Origin of the sequence: Paenibacillus sp. (genome assembly GCF_035645195.1) — a bacterium.
GTDB lineage: Bacteria > Bacillota > Bacilli > Paenibacillales > YIM-B00363 > Paenibacillus_AE.
On the sequence record NZ_DASQNA010000007.1, the window covers coordinates 416066 to 431882 of the forward strand.

Sequence of the window (15817 nt, forward strand, 5' to 3'; positions counted from 1 at the left end):
GAGGGGAACGCCTTCGTTCGAGCGTGGCAATACCGCGTCAATCGGGCGCCTCGCAGCTCGCGCCGCCGAGGAGCCCGGCCGAAACGCCGCCAAACTACACGAATAACGGAACGCCTTGTCCGTTATTTTAGCCCGCGGTCGCGTCTTCCCCCGGATAACGGAACCGACAGTCCGTTATTTTCCTGAAATTGCGCTGCAACGCCGCGTTTCCGCCGAAATAACGGACAATCATGTACGTTATTATAGCCAGTTTGCGCATTTCGGCGAAAATGACGGACAATCGGTTCCGCTAAGCCGCCGCTGCGGCCCGCTGCGGAGCCGATCGCAGCCGGGGACGGCACCCGGGAAACTTACTTTCCGGCGCCGCGGTTGATCGCGGTGACGCCCGTGCGCGTCAGCTGCAGGATGCCGTACGGCTTCATGAGCTCGACCATCGCGTCGATCTTCTCCGTGTCGCCGACGACCTGCACGATGACCGTCGACGGCGAGATGTCGACGATGCTCGCGCGGAACGTCTCGACGACGCCGAGAATTTCCGGCCGCAAGCTCGGCTCCGCGTTCACCTTGATCAGGGCGAGCTCGCGGGACACCATCGGATTCGCGCTCAGGTCGATCACCTTGATGACGTCGATCAGCTTGTACAGCTGCTTTTGGACTTGTTCCAGCGTCGATTCGTCGCCGGTCGTCACGATGATCATCCGGGAGAGCCCCGGTTCTTCCGAGGTCCCCACGGTGATGCTTTCGATGTTAAAGCCGCGCCGTCCGAACAGACCCGAGACGCGTTGCAGCACCCCGGGCTGGTCGTTGACGAGGACGGAGATCGTATGCTTCGTCGTCATTCGTCATCCCCCATAATCATCTCGCTGATCGACGTTCCCGCCTGCACCATCGGATACACGTTCTCGTCGCGGCGGACGACGAACTCGACGAGCACCGGACCCGGCGTAGCGAGCGCTTCTTCCCAAGCCGCGCGCGCTTCTTCTTTGTTCGAGGCGCGGAGCCCCTTGACGCCGTACGCTTCCGCCAGCTTCACGAAATCCGGGCTGCCCGCGAGGTCGATGTGGCTGAAGCGCTGGCCGTGGATGATCTCCTGCCACTGGCGCACCATGCCGAGCACCGTGTTGTTGAGCACCGCGATTTTGACCGGGATGTTATGGATCGCGCAGATCGCGAGCTCCTGCGAGCACATCTGCATGCCGCCGTCGCCGTTGATCGAGACGACCGTCGCGTCCGGGTTGGCGATTTGGACGCCGATCGCGGACGGGAAGCCGAAGCCCATCGTGCCGAGACCGCCGGACGAGATCCAGCGACGCGGATGGTTGAAACGATAGTACTGCGCCGCCCACATTTGGTGCTGGCCGACGTCCGTCGTGACGAACGCGTCGCCCTTCGTCGTCTCGTGGATGAGCTCGACGACCCATTGCGGCTTCAGTTCGACGTCGGAATCTTTGTAGGAGAGCGGACGCTCCTTCTTCCATGCCTGGATTTGGGAAACCCACGCGTCGGACTTCGCTTTCTTCGCCTTCTTGTTGGCGAGTTCGAGCACCATCTTCACGTCGCCGACGCAAGGGATGGCCGTCGGCACGTTCTTCCCGATTTCCGCCGGATCGACGTCGATGTGCGCGATTTTCGCCTTCGGGGCGAATTCCGACACCTTCATCGTCACGCGGTCGTCGAACCGGGCGCCGATGCCGATCAGCAAGTCGCAGTTTTGCAGCGCCGTATTGGCCGTCCACGTGCCGTGCATGCCCGGCATGCCCATCCACAGCTCGTGCGCGCTCGGGAAGCCCCCGAGGCCGAGCAGCGTCGTCGTAACCGGAATCTGCGTCTTCTCCGCGAACTCCATCAGCTCTTCGTGCGCGCCGGCGTAAACGACGCCGCCGCCCGCGAGGATGACCGGACGCTCCGCTTCCTCGATCGCCTGCAGCAGCTTGTTGACTTGGCCCTTGTTCGGCATGACCGTCGGGTTGTAGCCGCGGATACTGACTTCTTCCGGGTAATGGAACTCCGTCAGCTGCGCGGACACGTCCTTCGGAATGTCGATGAGGACCGGCCCCTTGCGGCCCGTGTTCGCGATGTGGAACGCTTCGCGGATCGTCTTCGCGAGATCCTTGACGTCGCGCACCAAATAGCTGTGCTTCGTGATCGGCATCGTGATGCCGGTGATATCGGCTTCTTGGAACGCGTCCGTGCCGATGTACGTCGTCGCGACGTTGCCCGTAATGACGACGAGCGGCACGGAATCCATGTACGCCGTGGCGATGCCCGTGACGAGGTTCGTCGCCCCCGGGCCCGACGTCGCGATGCAGACGCCGACCTTGCCCGTCGAACGCGCGTAGCCGTCGGCCGCGTGGATCGCGCCCTGCTCGTGGCGGGTCAGCAAATGTTTAAAGTCGGGATTCCCGTGCATCGCGTCGTAAATATACAACACGGCGCCGCCGGGGTATCCGAATACGCATTCCACTCCTTCGAGGAGCAAGGAGCGGAGCAAAATTTCAGAGCCCGAAATGACGTCGGGCTTCAACAGACGGCTGCGCAGTTCTTCACTATCCAGCTTTGCGACACTGAGTTGTTGAACGCTCACATGAGACCCTCCATTTCTTATTCGTTCATAGAAACCAGCGGACTTCCATGGGGCAAAAAATAAAAAACCCTTCCGCCCCCGGCGCGACCGTATCAACGGCGCAGCCATGGGACGAAAGGGGTTCGCTTTCGTGGTACCACCCAAAATTCGCCTATGCCTTGCGGCATGGGCCTCAAGCAGAAACGCGGCAGCCGGCCGGGCCGTCGCCCGATCCGACGCTTCTCAGCGTCCTGCGGCACGGTAACGTGTGCCGATCCGATTTCTCCTATTAGGCGCCGGCGACAGCCGGGACGCTTTTCAGAGAAACAGCTCCGAGGTGAGCTCGCATATACGGGAGTTATGGCGAAGGTTGCAGCAAATCCTTCCGCTCTCTGTTCATAAGAGCCCGTAAAGCTTCGTCCTCTTCACAGCCGATCCAATATAACCACAAACAGTTTGTGCATTTTGCTTAAAGATTATTATATTCTTGCGTGAATTATGCGTCAAGTTTTTATTTAGCGGATTCGAATTTCGAACGGCTCGCGAATGTACCCCGGGTAGTTGTATATCTCGAACCGCAGCGGCTGTTCGTATGCCTCGTCCGGGATCTCCAAGGCGAACGATTGCCGGTCGTCCCCCGGCCTGGCGGAACGTTGGCCGCTGCCCGTCCGGTACGACCGCCCTTGAGCGTCCTCGAACTCGGATTCGACGACGGAATAAATCATAAAATCGTCCGCCGCGACGCCCCGAAGCTCGAAACACAGCTCGAGCGAGTCGCCGAGATCCGTCACCGACGTCAGCGAAATGCGGTCGTCCGGCGCCTCCAGCACCCGTTTCCGCCCCGTATCGACGACGAGATGCGTTCGCTCCTTGTCGATGGCGCGGGCTGCGGAGCCGGTCAGCGTCAGCGACTCGGGAATCGAGAACGAGCTGCCCTCGAAATACACCGTTCTGCGCAAGCCGGTTTCGAGGAACGAGCTGCGTTCCGCAAACCGCTCCCCCCCGTCGCCGATCAGCGCCAGATCCAGGAACGAGAATATTTCCTTCGTATTGTTCGGATCGTACTCGAGCTCGACGGCGATGCGCGTCGGATATACGATCGCCTTGCTGAACGTCACGCGCTGTCCTTCGATGTCGACCTTCCGGTCGATGCGATACTCGGCGGCGGGACGCTGCGCGAGATCGATCCGAATCGGCACGCGCCAGACGTCGTCGCTCGGCAGCCCCATCGTTGCAAGCCGCACCTCCAGCGTAAACTCCGCCGGAACGTCCGCTTCCTCGGTGAACAGCAGCTCGGCGACGTCGGAGTACGCCGGCGCCGCCTCCCCGTCCCAGCTCCCGCGGTACGACATCGAGTAGCCGGACGCGATCGAGCCGTCCGGCAGACGAAGCGTCGCTTCGTGCAGCCGCGCGCCGACGACGCCCGAGGCGTCCCGAATCGTATAGAAAATCAGCAGCCGCTTCTCATCGGGGATGACGCCGTCCACCGCGAACGTCACCTCGCCGTGCGTCTCATAAGCGCCGATGGCCTGGTAATAATCGTTGCGCACCGCTTCCGTCAACCCTCGGTCGTAGCGAATCAGCTCCACGATCGATTCCATCCCCGGGAGACGGCCGACCGCTTCGGCGAACGCGGGGGAGAGGCGGATCGATCCCGCGATGCACAGCACCGTCACGACCGCGGCGGCGGCGCTCCAGCCGGCTCGGCCGAACCGGCGCCGCTCCCTACTTTCGGCCGACGCGCGGCGAATGCCCGAGCGGATCGCCTCGTCCAAGCGGCCTTCCGGCACCGGCGCGCCTCGCAGCGCCTTGCCTTGCTCTTCTAACCAGCATTCCTCCGGCGGCTTCCCTCGATTCATCGCTCTCCCTCCCCTTCGCTCATGATCGCCCTCGCCAGCGCCAGCGCCTTATGCAGCCGCGCCTTCACCGTCCCGACCGGCCGGCCGAGCGCCGCCGCGATTTCTCCCAGCGTCATGTCCTCGTAATATTTCAACAGCAGCACTTCCCGATATTTCGGCTTCAGCCGCTCCATCGCTTCCGTCATGTCCAGCCGAGCGACGACCTCTCCTTCCGCCGAAGGGGCGGCGCCGACCTCCCGCTCGGCGCCGCCGCGCAGTCGCCGCTTGCGCTTGCGCTCGTCATTACAGCAGTTGAGCAGAATACGGATCAACCACGTCGAGGCATAGCGCGGTTCCCGCAGCTTGCGGAACGTCTTCCACGCGCGGTACGCCGTCTCCTGAATCGCTTCAATCGCGTCGTCCTCGTTCTTGAAATACGCGTAGGCGATGCGGTACATCCGCTCCTTCTGCAGCGACATCAGCTCGTAAAACGCCTCGCTGTCGCCGTCCATCGCCGCCCTCGCCAAACGCTCCGTTCGGTCCACCGGCTCCCTCCTCCCGCTTCTCTTGTATTTATTAGACTGCGGAAGGCGGCAAACGGTTTGCTTTCCGCGGCCATTTTTTCCGCCGAACGCAAAAACCGCCGCCCGAAACATCGGACGGCGGTTCGTAAACGCGAAATTTACGCGTTGATTTGCTCTTTCGCTTTGCCCGCGAGCGCGTTGAACGCGTTCACGTCGTTGACCGCGAGGTCGGCGAGCATCTTGCGGTTGACCGTGATGCCGGCGAGCTTCAGGCCGTGCATCATGCGGCTGTAGGACAAGCCGTTGTTGCGGGCTGCGGCGTTGATCCGCACGATCCACAGCTTGCGGAAGTTGCGCTTCGTCTGACGACGGTCGCGGTATGCGTACAGCAAGGACTTCATCACTTGCTCGTGCGCTTTTTTGAACAGGCGGTGCTTCGCACCGAAGTAACCTTTAGCAAGCTTCAAAAATTTCTTATGACGACGACGAGTCACGAACCCGCCCTTAACTCTGGTCATGGAAATACCTCCTAGTAGCTATCGGAAAATTTTTATGGTCGGAACATTATTTGAGGTTGAGGAGTTGCTGCTTCATGCGAGCGTAGTCTCCCGTGTGAAGAAGCGGCTGGCCGCTCAACACGCGCTTTTGGCGCGGGCTTTTGCCGGACAGCAAGTGGTTTTTGTACGCTTTGTAGCGCTTCACTTTGCCCGTGCCCGTAACTTTGAAACGGTCTTTCAAGCTGCTATGCGTCTTCATTTTCGGCATGACGGATGTTCCTCCTAAATGGTTGGTTAGTTCGGTTTGTTCGGGGCCAAAATCATGATCATGCTTCGGCCCTCCAGCTTCGGACGGCGTTCTTGAATCCCGATCGCCTCGACCTCGGCCGCTACGCGCTCGAGCACCTTCTGGCCGACGCTGGCATGGGTGATTTCGCGTCCGCGGAAGCGGATCGTGCATTTCACCTTGTCCTGCTCGTTCAAGAACTTCACGACGTTGCGAAGCTTCGTCTGGAAGTCGTGCTCGTCGATCGTCGCGCTGAAGCGTACTTCCTTGAGCTCGACGATCTTCTGGTTTTTGCGGTTTTCTTTCTCTTTCTTTTGCTGCTCGTACCGGAACTTCCCGTAGTCCATAATCCGGCATACCGGCGGCTTCGCGGTCGGAGCGACGTTCACCAGGTCGAGATTCGCGTCAATGGCTTTCTGCATCGCTTCGCGGAACGGCACAATGCCCAGCTGCTCGCCCTCGGGCCCTACAAGACGTACTTCCTTCGCGCGAATCTCTTCGTTAATCTGATGGTCCTTGCTAATGGTTTGCCACCTCCAGGAATGGTTCGAACGGATCAAGCAAACAAAAAACGCGGCGCACCGGAAACTCCAGTACCCGCGTCAGTTACCGACAAACGTGATGATGCCGCGCTACCTATGTAGGCGCTGCTCGTCAGCGGCGGACCAGCCGATCCAATCATCGGTCAGGTGAGAAGCGGGTGCTTCTGCTTTTGCTCACTCGAGGATTTAATATATCATACACGTTTGCCGGTGTCAACACGATTTCTCGATCGTTGCGTTACGCCGCCGTCAGTTGAACTTCTGCACGTCGTCGAGACGCAGCACCCGCGTATGCTTCGTATGGCTCCAGCTCTTGTTGTTCTGCGTGAAGAACGCGTGGAACGTGATCGGATACCACGACAGCAGGAACAGCGGGAACGTCAGCAGCGACGCGTACATCTTCCACGATTTCACCCGCTCGAGCGCGAGCGCCAGCGGGAACTGCAGGTAAACGACGAAAATGGCGATGGTGCCGATCCATACCGGAACGAAGTCGTACACCGACATGAGGCTCGGCTTGCCCGGCAGCAGCTGATCGACCCACATGACGACCGTGAACACGAGCGAGACGAACACGTTGTATACGCTGATGGAATACAGCGCCGTATCGATTTTCGTCCAGCTCCGCTCCTTGATTCCCTGCCACAGCAGCGGGAAGAAGTAGCGGCGGGCGACGTCGAAATGGCCCTGCATCCAGCGCAGGCGCTGGCGCGCGGACGCCTGGAACGTGAGCGGCTTCTCGTCGTACACCTTGGCGTCGTAGTTGAACGTCGGGTACACGCCCCGCTGCACGCAGCGCATCGTAAATTCGAGATCCTCGACGAGCGACGTCGCGCCCCAGCCCATCTCCTTCAGCAGCTTCGCGTCGAAGCACATGCCCGTGCCGCCGAGGAAGTTCGCCATGCCGAGCGCGCGGCGCGGCATTTGCCACAGGCGGTTGCAGAACCAATACGTGACGCCGTACGCGGCGGTGATCCAAGAATCGTACGGATTTTTCGTGTCCAAGTACGCTTGAATGACGCGGGAGCCGTTGCACAGGTCGTTGTTCATTTCGCGCAGGTAGCGCGGGCTGACGAGGTTGTCGGCGTCGAACATGACGACCGCGTCGTACTGCTTCTCCATGCCCCACAGCTCTTTCAGCATCCATTCGATCGCGAACCCTTTGCCCCGCAGCGCTTGGTTATGGCGCTCCATCGCGATCGCACCGTGAGCGCGAACGACGTCCGCGGTTTTGTCCGTGCAGTTGTCGCAAATGACGAAAATATCATACATTTCCCGCGGATAATCGAGCGACTTCAAGTTGTCGACGAGCGCGCCGACGACCTGCTCCTCGTTGTGCGCGGCCACCAGCACCGCGAACGTTTTTTGCGGCGCGTGATCCTTTTTCACCGTTTTCAGCTTCCATCCCCAGAAAGACAAGACCAGTTGATAAAACCCCACTGCGAACAATCCGATTTGCACCACAAGAACGATGCCGTTCATCATGCTGCCCCCTTTGTGATCTGTTTCGTTGCTGCTTGCGCGGCCGACGGACGACAACGCCGCGTCGACTCGGTTCGACGGCCTTGCCCCTTGTTGCCGTTGGGCTCCCTGAATTTTGCTTCAAGTCGCCAGGGAAGTCAAAAACCGCCAGCGGCCGTTTCGGGCGATTCTTCCGGCATAAAGCGTCATCCGGACGGAATCGCCGCCCCCGGTTCGCCCATTATTGGACGCTACGTAACTATTTTACCGTTTTTCTCACTTTTTATGACGAATTGATTACGAAATGTTACGAGAATATTACAAAAGGCCCGGATGCCCCGGGCCTTCGTCCATTACCTATTCGATTTTCCGTCCCCTTTTTTCGCTATAAAACGACAGCTTCCCGCATCGACTCCCGCACGACGTCCCGATACGATTCCAGCAGCCCGCGGAAAATACGGTCCCACGATTGCGAACGCGCGTATTCGAGGCCGGCGGCGCCGAGGCGGGCGCGCAGTCCCGCGTCCGACTTCAAGGCGGCGAGCGCGGCGGTGAACGCGGCGGCGTCCCGCGGCGGGCACAGCCAGCCGGTTTCGCCGTGGCGCACGATATCCCCTACGCCTCCGGCGCCGGCGCCGATGACCGGCGTGCCGCACGCCATCGACTCCAGCACGACGTTGCCGAACGTCTCCGTCGCCGACGGGAACAGGAACACGTCCGACGCCGCGTACAGCTCGCTGAGCCGGCGCCCCTCCACGAAGCCGAGCAGGCGGATCGGCTCCTCGGGCCGCACCGTCTCCTTCAGCTCCTGCAGCAGCGGGCCGTCGCCGGCGACGACGAGCTCCATCTCGGCGCGGTCCGCCTCGGGCATCGCCCGGAACGACTCCAGCAGGACGTCGATGCTCTTCTCCGCGGCAAGCCGCCCGACGTACAGGACGACGAACTTGTCGGGCGAGACGCCGAACGAGCGGAGCACCGCTTCCCGATCTACCTCGGGGCTGAACTGCTCCGTGCTGATGCCGCGGCCCCAGATCTCCATTTCGGGGAACCCCTTCGTCTTCAAATGATCGAGCGCCGATCGCGAAGGGACGTACACTTTTCGGCAATCCGCGTGAAACCACGACATATACTTCATTAGGACGGGCTCCATCCATTGCAGCTTATAGTAGGCCAAATATTGGTCGAAATGCGTGTGATACGAAGCTACGAGCGGGATGCCGTGCTTGCGGGCGTAGTGGCTGCCGTAAAAGCCGATGTTGAACGGCGTCGCCACATGGATGAGCGTCGGGCGAAACTCCTTCAGCGCCTTCTTCATGTTGAGCGGATTCGGCAGGGCGAACTTGCAATCCGGATACAGCAGGAACGGGACGCTGAACAGCCGCTCCACCGAGCTGGCCTCGGCGGGCAGACGCGCCTCCGCCGTCGGCGCGAACACCTTGCAAGGGACGCCCTGCGATTCCAAGAAGGCCGCCCATCGTCCGAGCGTTTTCGCAACGCCGTTCACTTCAGGCACGTAAGTATCGGTAAACAATGCTACTCTCATCGCCGCGCCTCCTTCGCAGCGGCCCAGGGCCGCAAGGATTCCAATAGTAATATTATATTAAGCGTCTATTATCTCAACGTTATCGGCACGTAAAGAAATCGTTTTGAAAAATTAATATGCGTTTGATACTTCATTTACAAATCTATTTTACAATAATCGCTGTAGCCATAGTTCTGCCGTTTCGGTACAATAAAAGACAGACAGATGGAGGAGGACCTACTGATGTGGAGCCGCATGGTCTCTTGGCTGAAGGAACACGACCAACGCGTGTTTTTCCTTGTGAACCGCAAACTCAATCACGCTTTGGTAGGAAAGCTATGCGAACGGATCACTCATCTGGGCGGAGCTAGGGCCACGATTCTCGCCACTTTGGGGATTTGGATGCTCGCCCCGAAGCCGGTGTCGACCGTCGGCATGCAAGCTTTCATAGCTTTGGCGCTCAGCCATATACCCGTTGCTATCGTGAAGAAGACATATCCGCGTTTGCGCCCTTATCTCGCCCTGCCCGAAACGATCACCTGCAGCAAGCCGTTGAAGGATCATTCCTTCCCTTCCGGGCATACGACGGCGATCTTTTCCGTCATCGCGCCGTTCGTCATCGCCTTCAACTGGATCGGCTTCATTCTGATTCCGGTCGCGATGATCATCGGCATGTCCCGCATGACGCTCGGATTGCATTACCCGTCCGACGTGGCCGCGGGCTGCGTCATCGGCTGCCTCACCGCCGCGGGCACGGTCGCTTTCCTGGGGTAATCTTGCTATCATTTGCATCATAAGCTTATTTCATATATCGTTGACGTACGGTACAGAGGCCATGTAAGGACAGGTGAATTGCCTTGCAGCGAAAGAAGAGGATCTTGATCCTTTCCGAAGGATTCGGAGCCGGGCACACCCAGGCGGCGCACGCGCTCGCCGTCAGCATCAAACGCATGTCCCCCAACGTCCAGACACGGGTGCTCGAGCTCGGGTCGTTCCTGCATCCGACGATTTTCCCAATGATTTTCAGCGCTTACAAAAAGACGGTCACTTCGCAGCCGAAGTTGTACGGCATGATGTACCGTTCTCAATACAAGAAGCGCGTGGGCAAATTTTCGCAGCTGGCGCTGCATCGTATTTTTTACGCGCAGACGGCGCATATCATCCGAACGCTGAAGCCGAACGCGATCGTGTGCACGCATCCGTTCCCGAACATCGTCGTGTCGCGCCTGAAGCGTTCCGCCGGATTGGACGTGCCGCTGTGCACCGTCATCACCGATTACGACGCGCACGGCACATGGATTTCGGCGGAGACGAACCGGTACTTGGTTTCCACCCCCGAGGTGAAAAACAAGCTGATCGCTCAGGGCGTGCCGAGCCGCATCATCCGCGTGACCGGCATCCCGGTGCATCCGAACTTCTGGCAGCAGCAGGACAAAGACCAAGTGCGGGCCGATTTCGGGTTGAAATCGATGCCCACGGTGCTCGTCATGGGCGGCGGATGGGGGCTCATGAAGCAAGAGGAGCTCCTGAAATACATGATCAACTGGCGGGATCGCATCCAGTTCATCTTCGTGCTCGGCAACAATCGGAAGGCGCTCGACGAAATGTCCGCCGACCCGGCGTTCCGGCACGAGAACATCAAGCTGCTCGGTTTTACGCGCGAGGTCGACAAGCTGATGGAAATTTCGGATCTGCTCATCACGAAGCCGGGCGGCATGACGTGCACGGAGGCGCTGGCGAAAGGCTTGCCGATGCTGTTCCACGAGGCGATTCCCGGCCAAGAGGAAGAGAACGCGCAGTACTTCACGAGCAACGGCTTCGGCGAAACGCTGAAATCGGTCGAGACGATCGATTTCTGGTTCAACCGGCTCGTCATGCAGTACGACGAAGTGCTGCAGCGCCGGCGAATGCTGACCCAAATGCTGCAGCGCACGAACCCCGAAGATTGCTCCAAAGCGATACTGCAAATGGTAAATTGACAAAAGAAAGGGCCGCCGGCATCGACGCCGAGCGGCCCTTCGTTATTGCGGCGGAACGGCGCCCGCTCCACGACTATGGGCGCGCGGTGCCGATTTCGTCCGCGCTCTTGACCCTGACCGTCTTCGCCGCCGCCCGGCCGCCTTGAGCCTGCTGCGCGGCTTCCTCCGCGTCGGTCGCCGCGGCGGCTTCCGCGCGCTTCTTCCTCGCCGCGTCCAACTCTTCCCGCCGGCGCGCGATCGCCTTCTCCCCGACGATCACTTCGACCCGGTGAATGTTGACGCCTTGGCTCGAGAACTTCATCTCGTACTCCGTCATCACGTTGTTCGGGACCGTCCCCTGCCCGTGGAGATCGAGCGAAATGTTCCGCATCATCAGCTCCATCTCGGCGAACGAGTTAAGCGAAAACTCGAACAGCGAACGGGAATCCGTCTTGAAGTGGATCTCCCCGTCGTCGTTCAACACCCGCATATATTTCGTCACGAAATTCGAATGCGTGAGCCGCCGGTGCGCATGGCGCGTCTTCGGCCACGGATCGCTGAAATTCAAATAGATGCGCTCGATTTCGCCGGGCGCGAACATCTCTTCGAGCCGCTCGACGTTGCCGAGCACGAGCCGCAGGTTGTTCGGCGGCACCTGACCGCGCTCCTCCGTCCACTGCGCGCGGGTCTCGTCCGCCTTCTCGCTGCCCTTGCGGATCAGCTCGTCGTACATATCCACGCCGATGAAATTCCACTCCGGATGCTGCAGGCTCATCAAGCTGATGAAGCGGCCTTTGCCCATCCCGAGCTCCACATGAATCGGCTTATCGTTGCCGAACAATTCGCTCCATCGTCCGCGATACGCGGAAGGCTGCAGCACGACCCGATCCTCCATCGTCTTCAGCAGCTCTTTCGTTCCCGATCTTCTACGCAAACGCGTCATGCTTCGCACTTCCCCTTCTGCTTGCTTGCCCCTCGATTTTCTTCCCCTATTGTGCCCAATCCCCCCGTCCTTGTAAAGCGCGGAACAAAACAAAGAAGCCTTCCCGCTCGTTCGACGGGAAGGCTCCGATGAAATGTATCGTTTGCGTAACGCAGGGCGCGATTACTGATGCAGTACTTTCTCGACGGTCTTAATTAATTTCTTGCGCGCTTTCGGCAGCAAATCCGGCTGTTCGTTGAACTTGACGCCGGAGAGCGCGATCGCTTCCTTCACCGTCAACTCGATCATGATCTTCTCCTCGCCATGAGGAACTGCGATTTCTTGCGTCATGTCGATCACCTCGTTCATGCAGATTTTTCCGGAAGGTATTCCTAGTGTGCCCTTCCTGCACAAACCCAAACAACAAGGTTTCGCATAGAATATTTGATTGCCGCGGCGCACTTTTAATTTAACACACCATGTAAGGTATGTCAAGATGAAAGCGCTTAAAATTCCGGAATTTAGGCGAATATTTTCGCCCAAATTTCGCGCTTATTCGCGCCCGGAAAGCCTTGATTTTCAAGGGATTTCGGCATTTTCGCTCCCCCTGTTCAGGCATTGGTTCGGATGCCGGTCCCTCCTCTTTACCGATTCTTCATTTTCGGGGCGAATCGGCACGCGGCGATCCCGCCCGTTTCGTCTCGCGCGGCGCTTCTCCGCTCCTTCGCTTACGGTTTGATCCGCCGCCGAATTGAGGTACAATGAAAGAGATGCAGATCATTTACAGAATCGAGTTGGTTGCAAGCATGACCTACGCTTCTTCGTCCGCCTCCTCCTCCGGGCCGCTGCTTTGGGGAGACAAGCGGTTCCATACTTGGAATTATGAAATGCGCGAGCGCTTCGGCACGAAAGTGTTCAAAGTGATGCTCGACGCCGGCTTTACGTGCCCGAACCGGGACGGCGCCATCGCGACCGGGGGCTGCACGTTCTGCAGCGCGCGGGGCTCCGGCGATTTCGCCGGCAGCCGGCGCGACGATCTCGTCGTCCAGTTCCGCAACATTCGCGACCGCCAGCACGAGAAATGGCCGAACGCGCAGTACATCGGCTACTTCCAGGCGTACACGAATACGTACGCGCCGGTGAGCGAGCTGCGGGAATACTACGAGACTATCCTGGCCCAGCCCGGCGTCGTAGGCTTGTCGATCGCGACGCGGCCCGACTGCCTGCCGGACGACGTGATCGAATATTTGGCGGAGCTCAATCAGCGCACCTATTTATGGATCGAAATGGGGCTGCAGACGGTCCACGAGCGCACTTCGCAGCTGATCAACCGGGCGCATGATACGGACATGTATCTACGGGCCGTAGAGAAGCTGCGGGCGCACGGCATCCGCGTCTGCGCGCACATCATTTACGGCCTTCCTCAAGAGACGCACGAGATGATGCTGGAAACGGGCGATGCGGTATCGCGCATGGACGTGCAAGGCATTAAAATTCATCTGCTCCACCTGATGCGCAAAACGCCGATGGTCAAGCAGTACGAAGCCGGACTCGTCCGCTTCCTGGAGCGAGACGAATACGTCGGCCTCGTCGTCGACACGCTGGAGCGGCTGCCCCCGGAGATGATCGTGCACCGCGTGACGGGCGACGCGCCGCGCGAGCTGTTGATCGGGCCGATGTGGAGCCTTCGCAAATGGGAAGTGCTGAACGCGATCGACGCCGAGCTTGTGCGCAGAGACACGTGGCAGGGCAAGCTTTGGCGCCCGTCGGCTCCGCTTCGCCCGAGCGGCGTCGGCAACGCCGACATCGGCGTCGCCAACGCGGCCGCCGGCTTCAGCGCCGCCGGTTCGCGCCGAGAGGATGGCCGTTAATATGGGCTTCCTATCGGTATTGTCGTTCGCGCATGCGATTGTACGCGATCGCGTGCGGCCCGGCGACATCGCGGTCGACGCGACGATGGGCAACGGGCACGATACGTTGTTTTTGGCGGGGCTCGCGGGAGACGGCGGCCATGTGTACGCCTTCGACATTCAAGAGACAGCGCTCGCGAATACCGCGGAGCGGTTGGCGTCGTCCGGCATCCCGTCGTCTCGGTACACGCTGCTGCTGAGCGACCATGCCGAGATGGCTCAGCGATTGCCCGCCGCCGCCGTCGGCGGGGTCGCCGCCGTCATGTTCAATCTCGGGTATTTGCCGGGCGCGGATCATAGCGTCATCACGCGGACGCCTTCGACGCTTCGGGCGCTGGACGCGGCGCTCGCCGTCCTTCGCCCCGGCGGGGCCGCGACGGTCGTCGTGTACCCGGGCCACGCGGGCGGCGCCGACGAGGCGGCCGCCGTCGAGGCGTGGGCCGCGGCGCTCGATCCCTCGCGTTATCAAGCGATGGTATACCGGTTTGTGAACCAGCGCAACGCGCCGCCGTACGTTATCGCCGTGGAGAAAAGGAAATCATCCTTCATCATACATACATCAAATAAGGGAGAGAGAAACGATGTCTGAAGTGAAACCGTATCCACTGCAATTTCAGCCGGAGTTCAAAGAACGCGTATGGGGAGCGCGCGAGCTCGAGCGGTTCGGCTTCGATTTGCCGCCGGGCAACATCGGCGAAGGCTGGATGATCGGCGAGCATCCGAACGGCACGACGGCGGTCGCGAACGGCCCGCTCGCGGGCATGCGGCTGGACGAGCTGCGCGAGAAGTTCGGCGCCGAGTGGCTCGGCGCGAAGGGCGTCTCGCCGAAGACGGGACGCTTCCCGCTGCTCGTGAAGCTGCTCGACTGCAGCGACGACTTGTCCGTCCAGGTGCATCCGACCGACGATTATGAACGTTTGGCGCCGGGAGAGCTCGGCAAGACGGAAATGTGGTACGTCCTGGACGCGAAGCCGGGCGCGAAGATCATCTACGGCCTGCGCGAAGGCGTGGACCGCGAGAAGCTGACGGCGGCGATCGCGGAAGGCCGCATTCTCGACTGCCTGCATGAGGTCGAAGCGAAGCCGGGCGATACGTTCTACATTCCTGCAGGCACGGTGCATGCGCTGGGGGCGGGCGTGCTCGTCGCGGAAATTCAGCAAAACTCCGACACGACCTACCGCCTGTACGATTACGACCGTCCGGGCCTCGACGGCAAGCCGCGCGAGCTGCATATCGAAGACTCGCTCAACGTCATCGCGTACGACGGCGCCGGCGCGTCGTACGGCACGACCGAGCTCGCGGAAGGCAACGCGTGGCTCCGGCTCGCCGCCTCGCCGTACTTCGTCGTCGAGAAGGGCCGCGCCTTAGGCGAGTGGGCGCTGTCCACGTCTGCGGACAGCTTCCAGATCTTGATCGCCTGCGAAGGCGAAGGCGCGATCCGCTGGGACGGCGGCGAAGCGGCGCTCAAGCCGGGCGACTGCTACCTGCTCCCGGCGAACCTCGGCGGCTACGCGCTGACCGGCGCCGTCACCGTCATTCGCAGCTACGTACCGTAATCGAGTAGGAGAGGGCGGCAAGCCCTCGACCTCTCACACCACCGTACATGCGGGTCCGCATACGGCGGTTCCTAAAGGTTAACGAATCTCAAGATAGCGAAAAGTCAGACTCAATAGCCCTTGGTCGTTCCAGAAGGAGCGATTGAGGGCGTTGTTTGTGTTTCGGGACATCTCCCAGTATCCTCGTCTGGAGTTAGCCATCACTCTTGCCGCCCATTCAGGCACACCTAAGGCACGG

General features: G+C 60.2%; 16 protein-coding genes and 1 pseudogene. 5 read left to right on the forward strand and 12 right to left on the reverse strand.

Features of this window, described 5'->3' with window-relative positions:
- Positions 1–350: 350 nt before the first annotated feature.
- The 9 genes from ilvN to VE009_RS03160 all read right to left on the reverse strand — a co-directional run bounded on the left by ilvN (position 351) and on the right by VE009_RS03160 (position 9254).
- Complete coding sequence (gene ilvN / locus VE009_RS03120; protein ID WP_325005929.1) at positions 351–839, reverse strand: acetolactate synthase small subunit; 489 nt, start codon at positions 837–839, stop codon at positions 351–353.
- A complete protein-coding gene (ilvB, locus tag VE009_RS03125) occupies positions 836–2554 on the reverse strand; it encodes a biosynthetic-type acetolactate synthase large subunit (protein ID WP_414694765.1) in 1719 nt (572 codons plus the stop codon). The genes ilvN and ilvB overlap by 4 nt, the downstream gene beginning before the upstream one ends.
- 524 nt (positions 2555–3078) lie before the next feature.
- Complete coding sequence (locus tag VE009_RS03130) at positions 3079–4422, reverse strand: DUF4179 domain-containing protein (RefSeq protein ID WP_325005931.1); 1344 nt, start codon at positions 4420–4422, stop codon at positions 3079–3081.
- Entirely contained in the window at positions 4419–4946 is a 528-nt protein-coding gene (locus VE009_RS03135) for a sigma-70 family RNA polymerase sigma factor (RefSeq protein ID WP_325005932.1), read from the reverse strand. Before VE009_RS03135 ends, VE009_RS03130 begins: the two co-directional genes overlap by 4 nt.
- A gap of 137 nt (positions 4947–5083) precedes the next feature.
- On the reverse strand, positions 5084–5443 hold the full coding sequence (rplT, locus tag VE009_RS03140) for a 50S ribosomal protein L20 (RefSeq protein ID WP_325005933.1): 360 nt from the start codon (positions 5441–5443) through the stop codon (positions 5084–5086).
- A 46-nt stretch (positions 5444–5489) separates the two neighbouring features.
- On the reverse strand, positions 5490–5690 hold the full coding sequence (gene rpmI / locus VE009_RS03145; protein WP_325005934.1) for a 50S ribosomal protein L35: 201 nt from the start codon (positions 5688–5690) through the stop codon (positions 5490–5492).
- Between the two features lie 26 nt (positions 5691–5716).
- A complete protein-coding gene (gene infC, locus VE009_RS03150; protein WP_325005935.1) occupies positions 5717–6268 on the reverse strand; it encodes a translation initiation factor IF-3 in 552 nt (183 codons plus the stop codon).
- 231 nt (positions 6269–6499) lie between these two features.
- Entirely contained in the window at positions 6500–7735 is a 1236-nt protein-coding gene (locus tag VE009_RS03155) for a glycosyltransferase family 2 protein (protein WP_325005936.1), read from the reverse strand.
- Positions 7736–8096: 361 nt separating this feature from the next.
- Positions 8097–9254, reverse strand: coding sequence for a glycosyltransferase family 1 protein (locus VE009_RS03160; RefSeq protein WP_325005937.1), 1158 nt, complete (start codon positions 9252–9254; stop codon positions 8097–8099).
- Between the two features lie 222 nt (positions 9255–9476).
- Between VE009_RS03160 and VE009_RS03165 the strand changes: the two genes are divergently transcribed.
- Both VE009_RS03165 and VE009_RS03170 read left to right on the forward strand, forming a co-directional pair.
- Positions 9477–10007, forward strand: coding sequence for a phosphatase PAP2 family protein (locus VE009_RS03165; protein WP_325005938.1), 531 nt, complete (start codon positions 9477–9479; stop codon positions 10005–10007).
- Between the two features lie 83 nt (positions 10008–10090).
- Positions 10091–11212 (forward strand): MGDG synthase family glycosyltransferase, encoded by a 1122-nt coding sequence (locus tag VE009_RS03170; protein WP_325005939.1) that lies wholly within the window; start codon positions 10091–10093, stop codon positions 11210–11212.
- Between the two features lie 73 nt (positions 11213–11285).
- On the opposite strand, the gene trmB is transcribed toward VE009_RS03170, so the two are convergent.
- Together trmB and VE009_RS03180 are read right to left on the reverse strand one after the other, a co-directional pair.
- The gene (gene trmB, locus VE009_RS03175; protein ID WP_325005940.1) at positions 11286–12134 is read right to left on the reverse strand and encodes a tRNA (guanosine(46)-N7)-methyltransferase TrmB; all 849 of its coding nucleotides are present in this window, start codon (positions 12132–12134) and stop codon (positions 11286–11288) included.
- 162 nt (positions 12135–12296) lie between these two features.
- Positions 12297–12482 (reverse strand): hypothetical protein, encoded by a 186-nt coding sequence (locus tag VE009_RS03180; RefSeq protein WP_325005941.1) that lies wholly within the window; start codon positions 12480–12482, stop codon positions 12297–12299.
- Positions 12483–12919: 437 nt separating this feature from the next.
- Between VE009_RS03180 and VE009_RS03185 the strand changes: the two genes are divergently transcribed.
- Genes VE009_RS03185 through VE009_RS03195 form a run of 3 tightly spaced genes read left to right on the forward strand, consistent with a single transcriptional unit; the run spans position 12920 to position 15579 of the window.
- A complete protein-coding gene (locus VE009_RS03185; protein ID WP_325005954.1) occupies positions 12920–13984 on the forward strand; it encodes a TIGR01212 family radical SAM protein in 1065 nt (354 codons plus the stop codon).
- A 1-nt stretch (position 13985) separates the two neighbouring features.
- Entirely contained in the window at positions 13986–14612 is a 627-nt protein-coding gene (locus tag VE009_RS03190; protein ID WP_325005942.1) for a class I SAM-dependent methyltransferase, read from the forward strand.
- A gap of 1 nt (position 14613) precedes the next feature.
- Positions 14614–15579 carry a type I phosphomannose isomerase catalytic subunit gene (locus tag VE009_RS03195; protein ID WP_325005955.1) on the forward strand — a complete coding sequence of 322 codons (966 nt, stop codon included), beginning with the start codon at positions 14614–14616 and terminating at the stop codon, positions 15577–15579.
- A 78-nt stretch (positions 15580–15657) separates the two neighbouring features.
- On the opposite strand, the pseudogene VE009_RS03200 reads toward VE009_RS03195, so the two are convergent.
- Positions 15658–15817: pseudogene (locus VE009_RS03200) on the reverse strand (group II intron reverse transcriptase/maturase); the annotation flags it as partial.

Bases quoted from the DNA above. Each gene is read 5' to 3' on its own strand.
- ilvN (WP_325005929.1), bottom strand. From the start codon at position 839: ATGACGACGAAGCATACGATCTCCGTCCTCGTCAACGACCAGCCCGGG.
- VE009_RS03130 (WP_325005931.1), bottom strand. From the start codon at position 4,422: ATGAATCGAGGGAAGCCGCCGGAGGAATGCTGGTTAGAAGAGCAAGGC.
- rplT (WP_325005933.1), bottom strand. From the start codon at position 5,443: ATGACCAGAGTTAAGGGCGGGTTCGTGACTCGTCGTCGTCATAAGAAA.
- rpmI (WP_325005934.1), bottom strand. From the start codon at position 5,690: ATGCCGAAAATGAAGACGCATAGCAGCTTGAAAGACCGTTTCAAAGTT.
- VE009_RS03155 (WP_325005936.1), bottom strand. From the start codon at position 7,735: ATGATGAACGGCATCGTTCTTGTGGTGCAAATCGGATTGTTCGCAGTG.
- VE009_RS03160 (WP_325005937.1), bottom strand. From the start codon at position 9,254: ATGAGAGTAGCATTGTTTACCGATACTTACGTGCCTGAAGTGAACGGC.
- VE009_RS03165 (WP_325005938.1), top strand. From the start codon at position 9,477: ATGTGGAGCCGCATGGTCTCTTGGCTGAAGGAACACGACCAACGCGTG.
- trmB (WP_325005940.1), bottom strand. From the start codon at position 12,134: ATGACGCGTTTGCGTAGAAGATCGGGAACGAAAGAGCTGCTGAAGACG.
- VE009_RS03180 (WP_325005941.1), bottom strand. From the start codon at position 12,482: ATGAACGAGGTGATCGACATGACGCAAGAAATCGCAGTTCCTCATGGC.
- VE009_RS03185 (WP_325005954.1), top strand. From the start codon at position 12,920: ATGACCTACGCTTCTTCGTCCGCCTCCTCCTCCGGGCCGCTGCTTTGG.
- VE009_RS03190 (WP_325005942.1), top strand. From the start codon at position 13,986: ATGGGCTTCCTATCGGTATTGTCGTTCGCGCATGCGATTGTACGCGAT.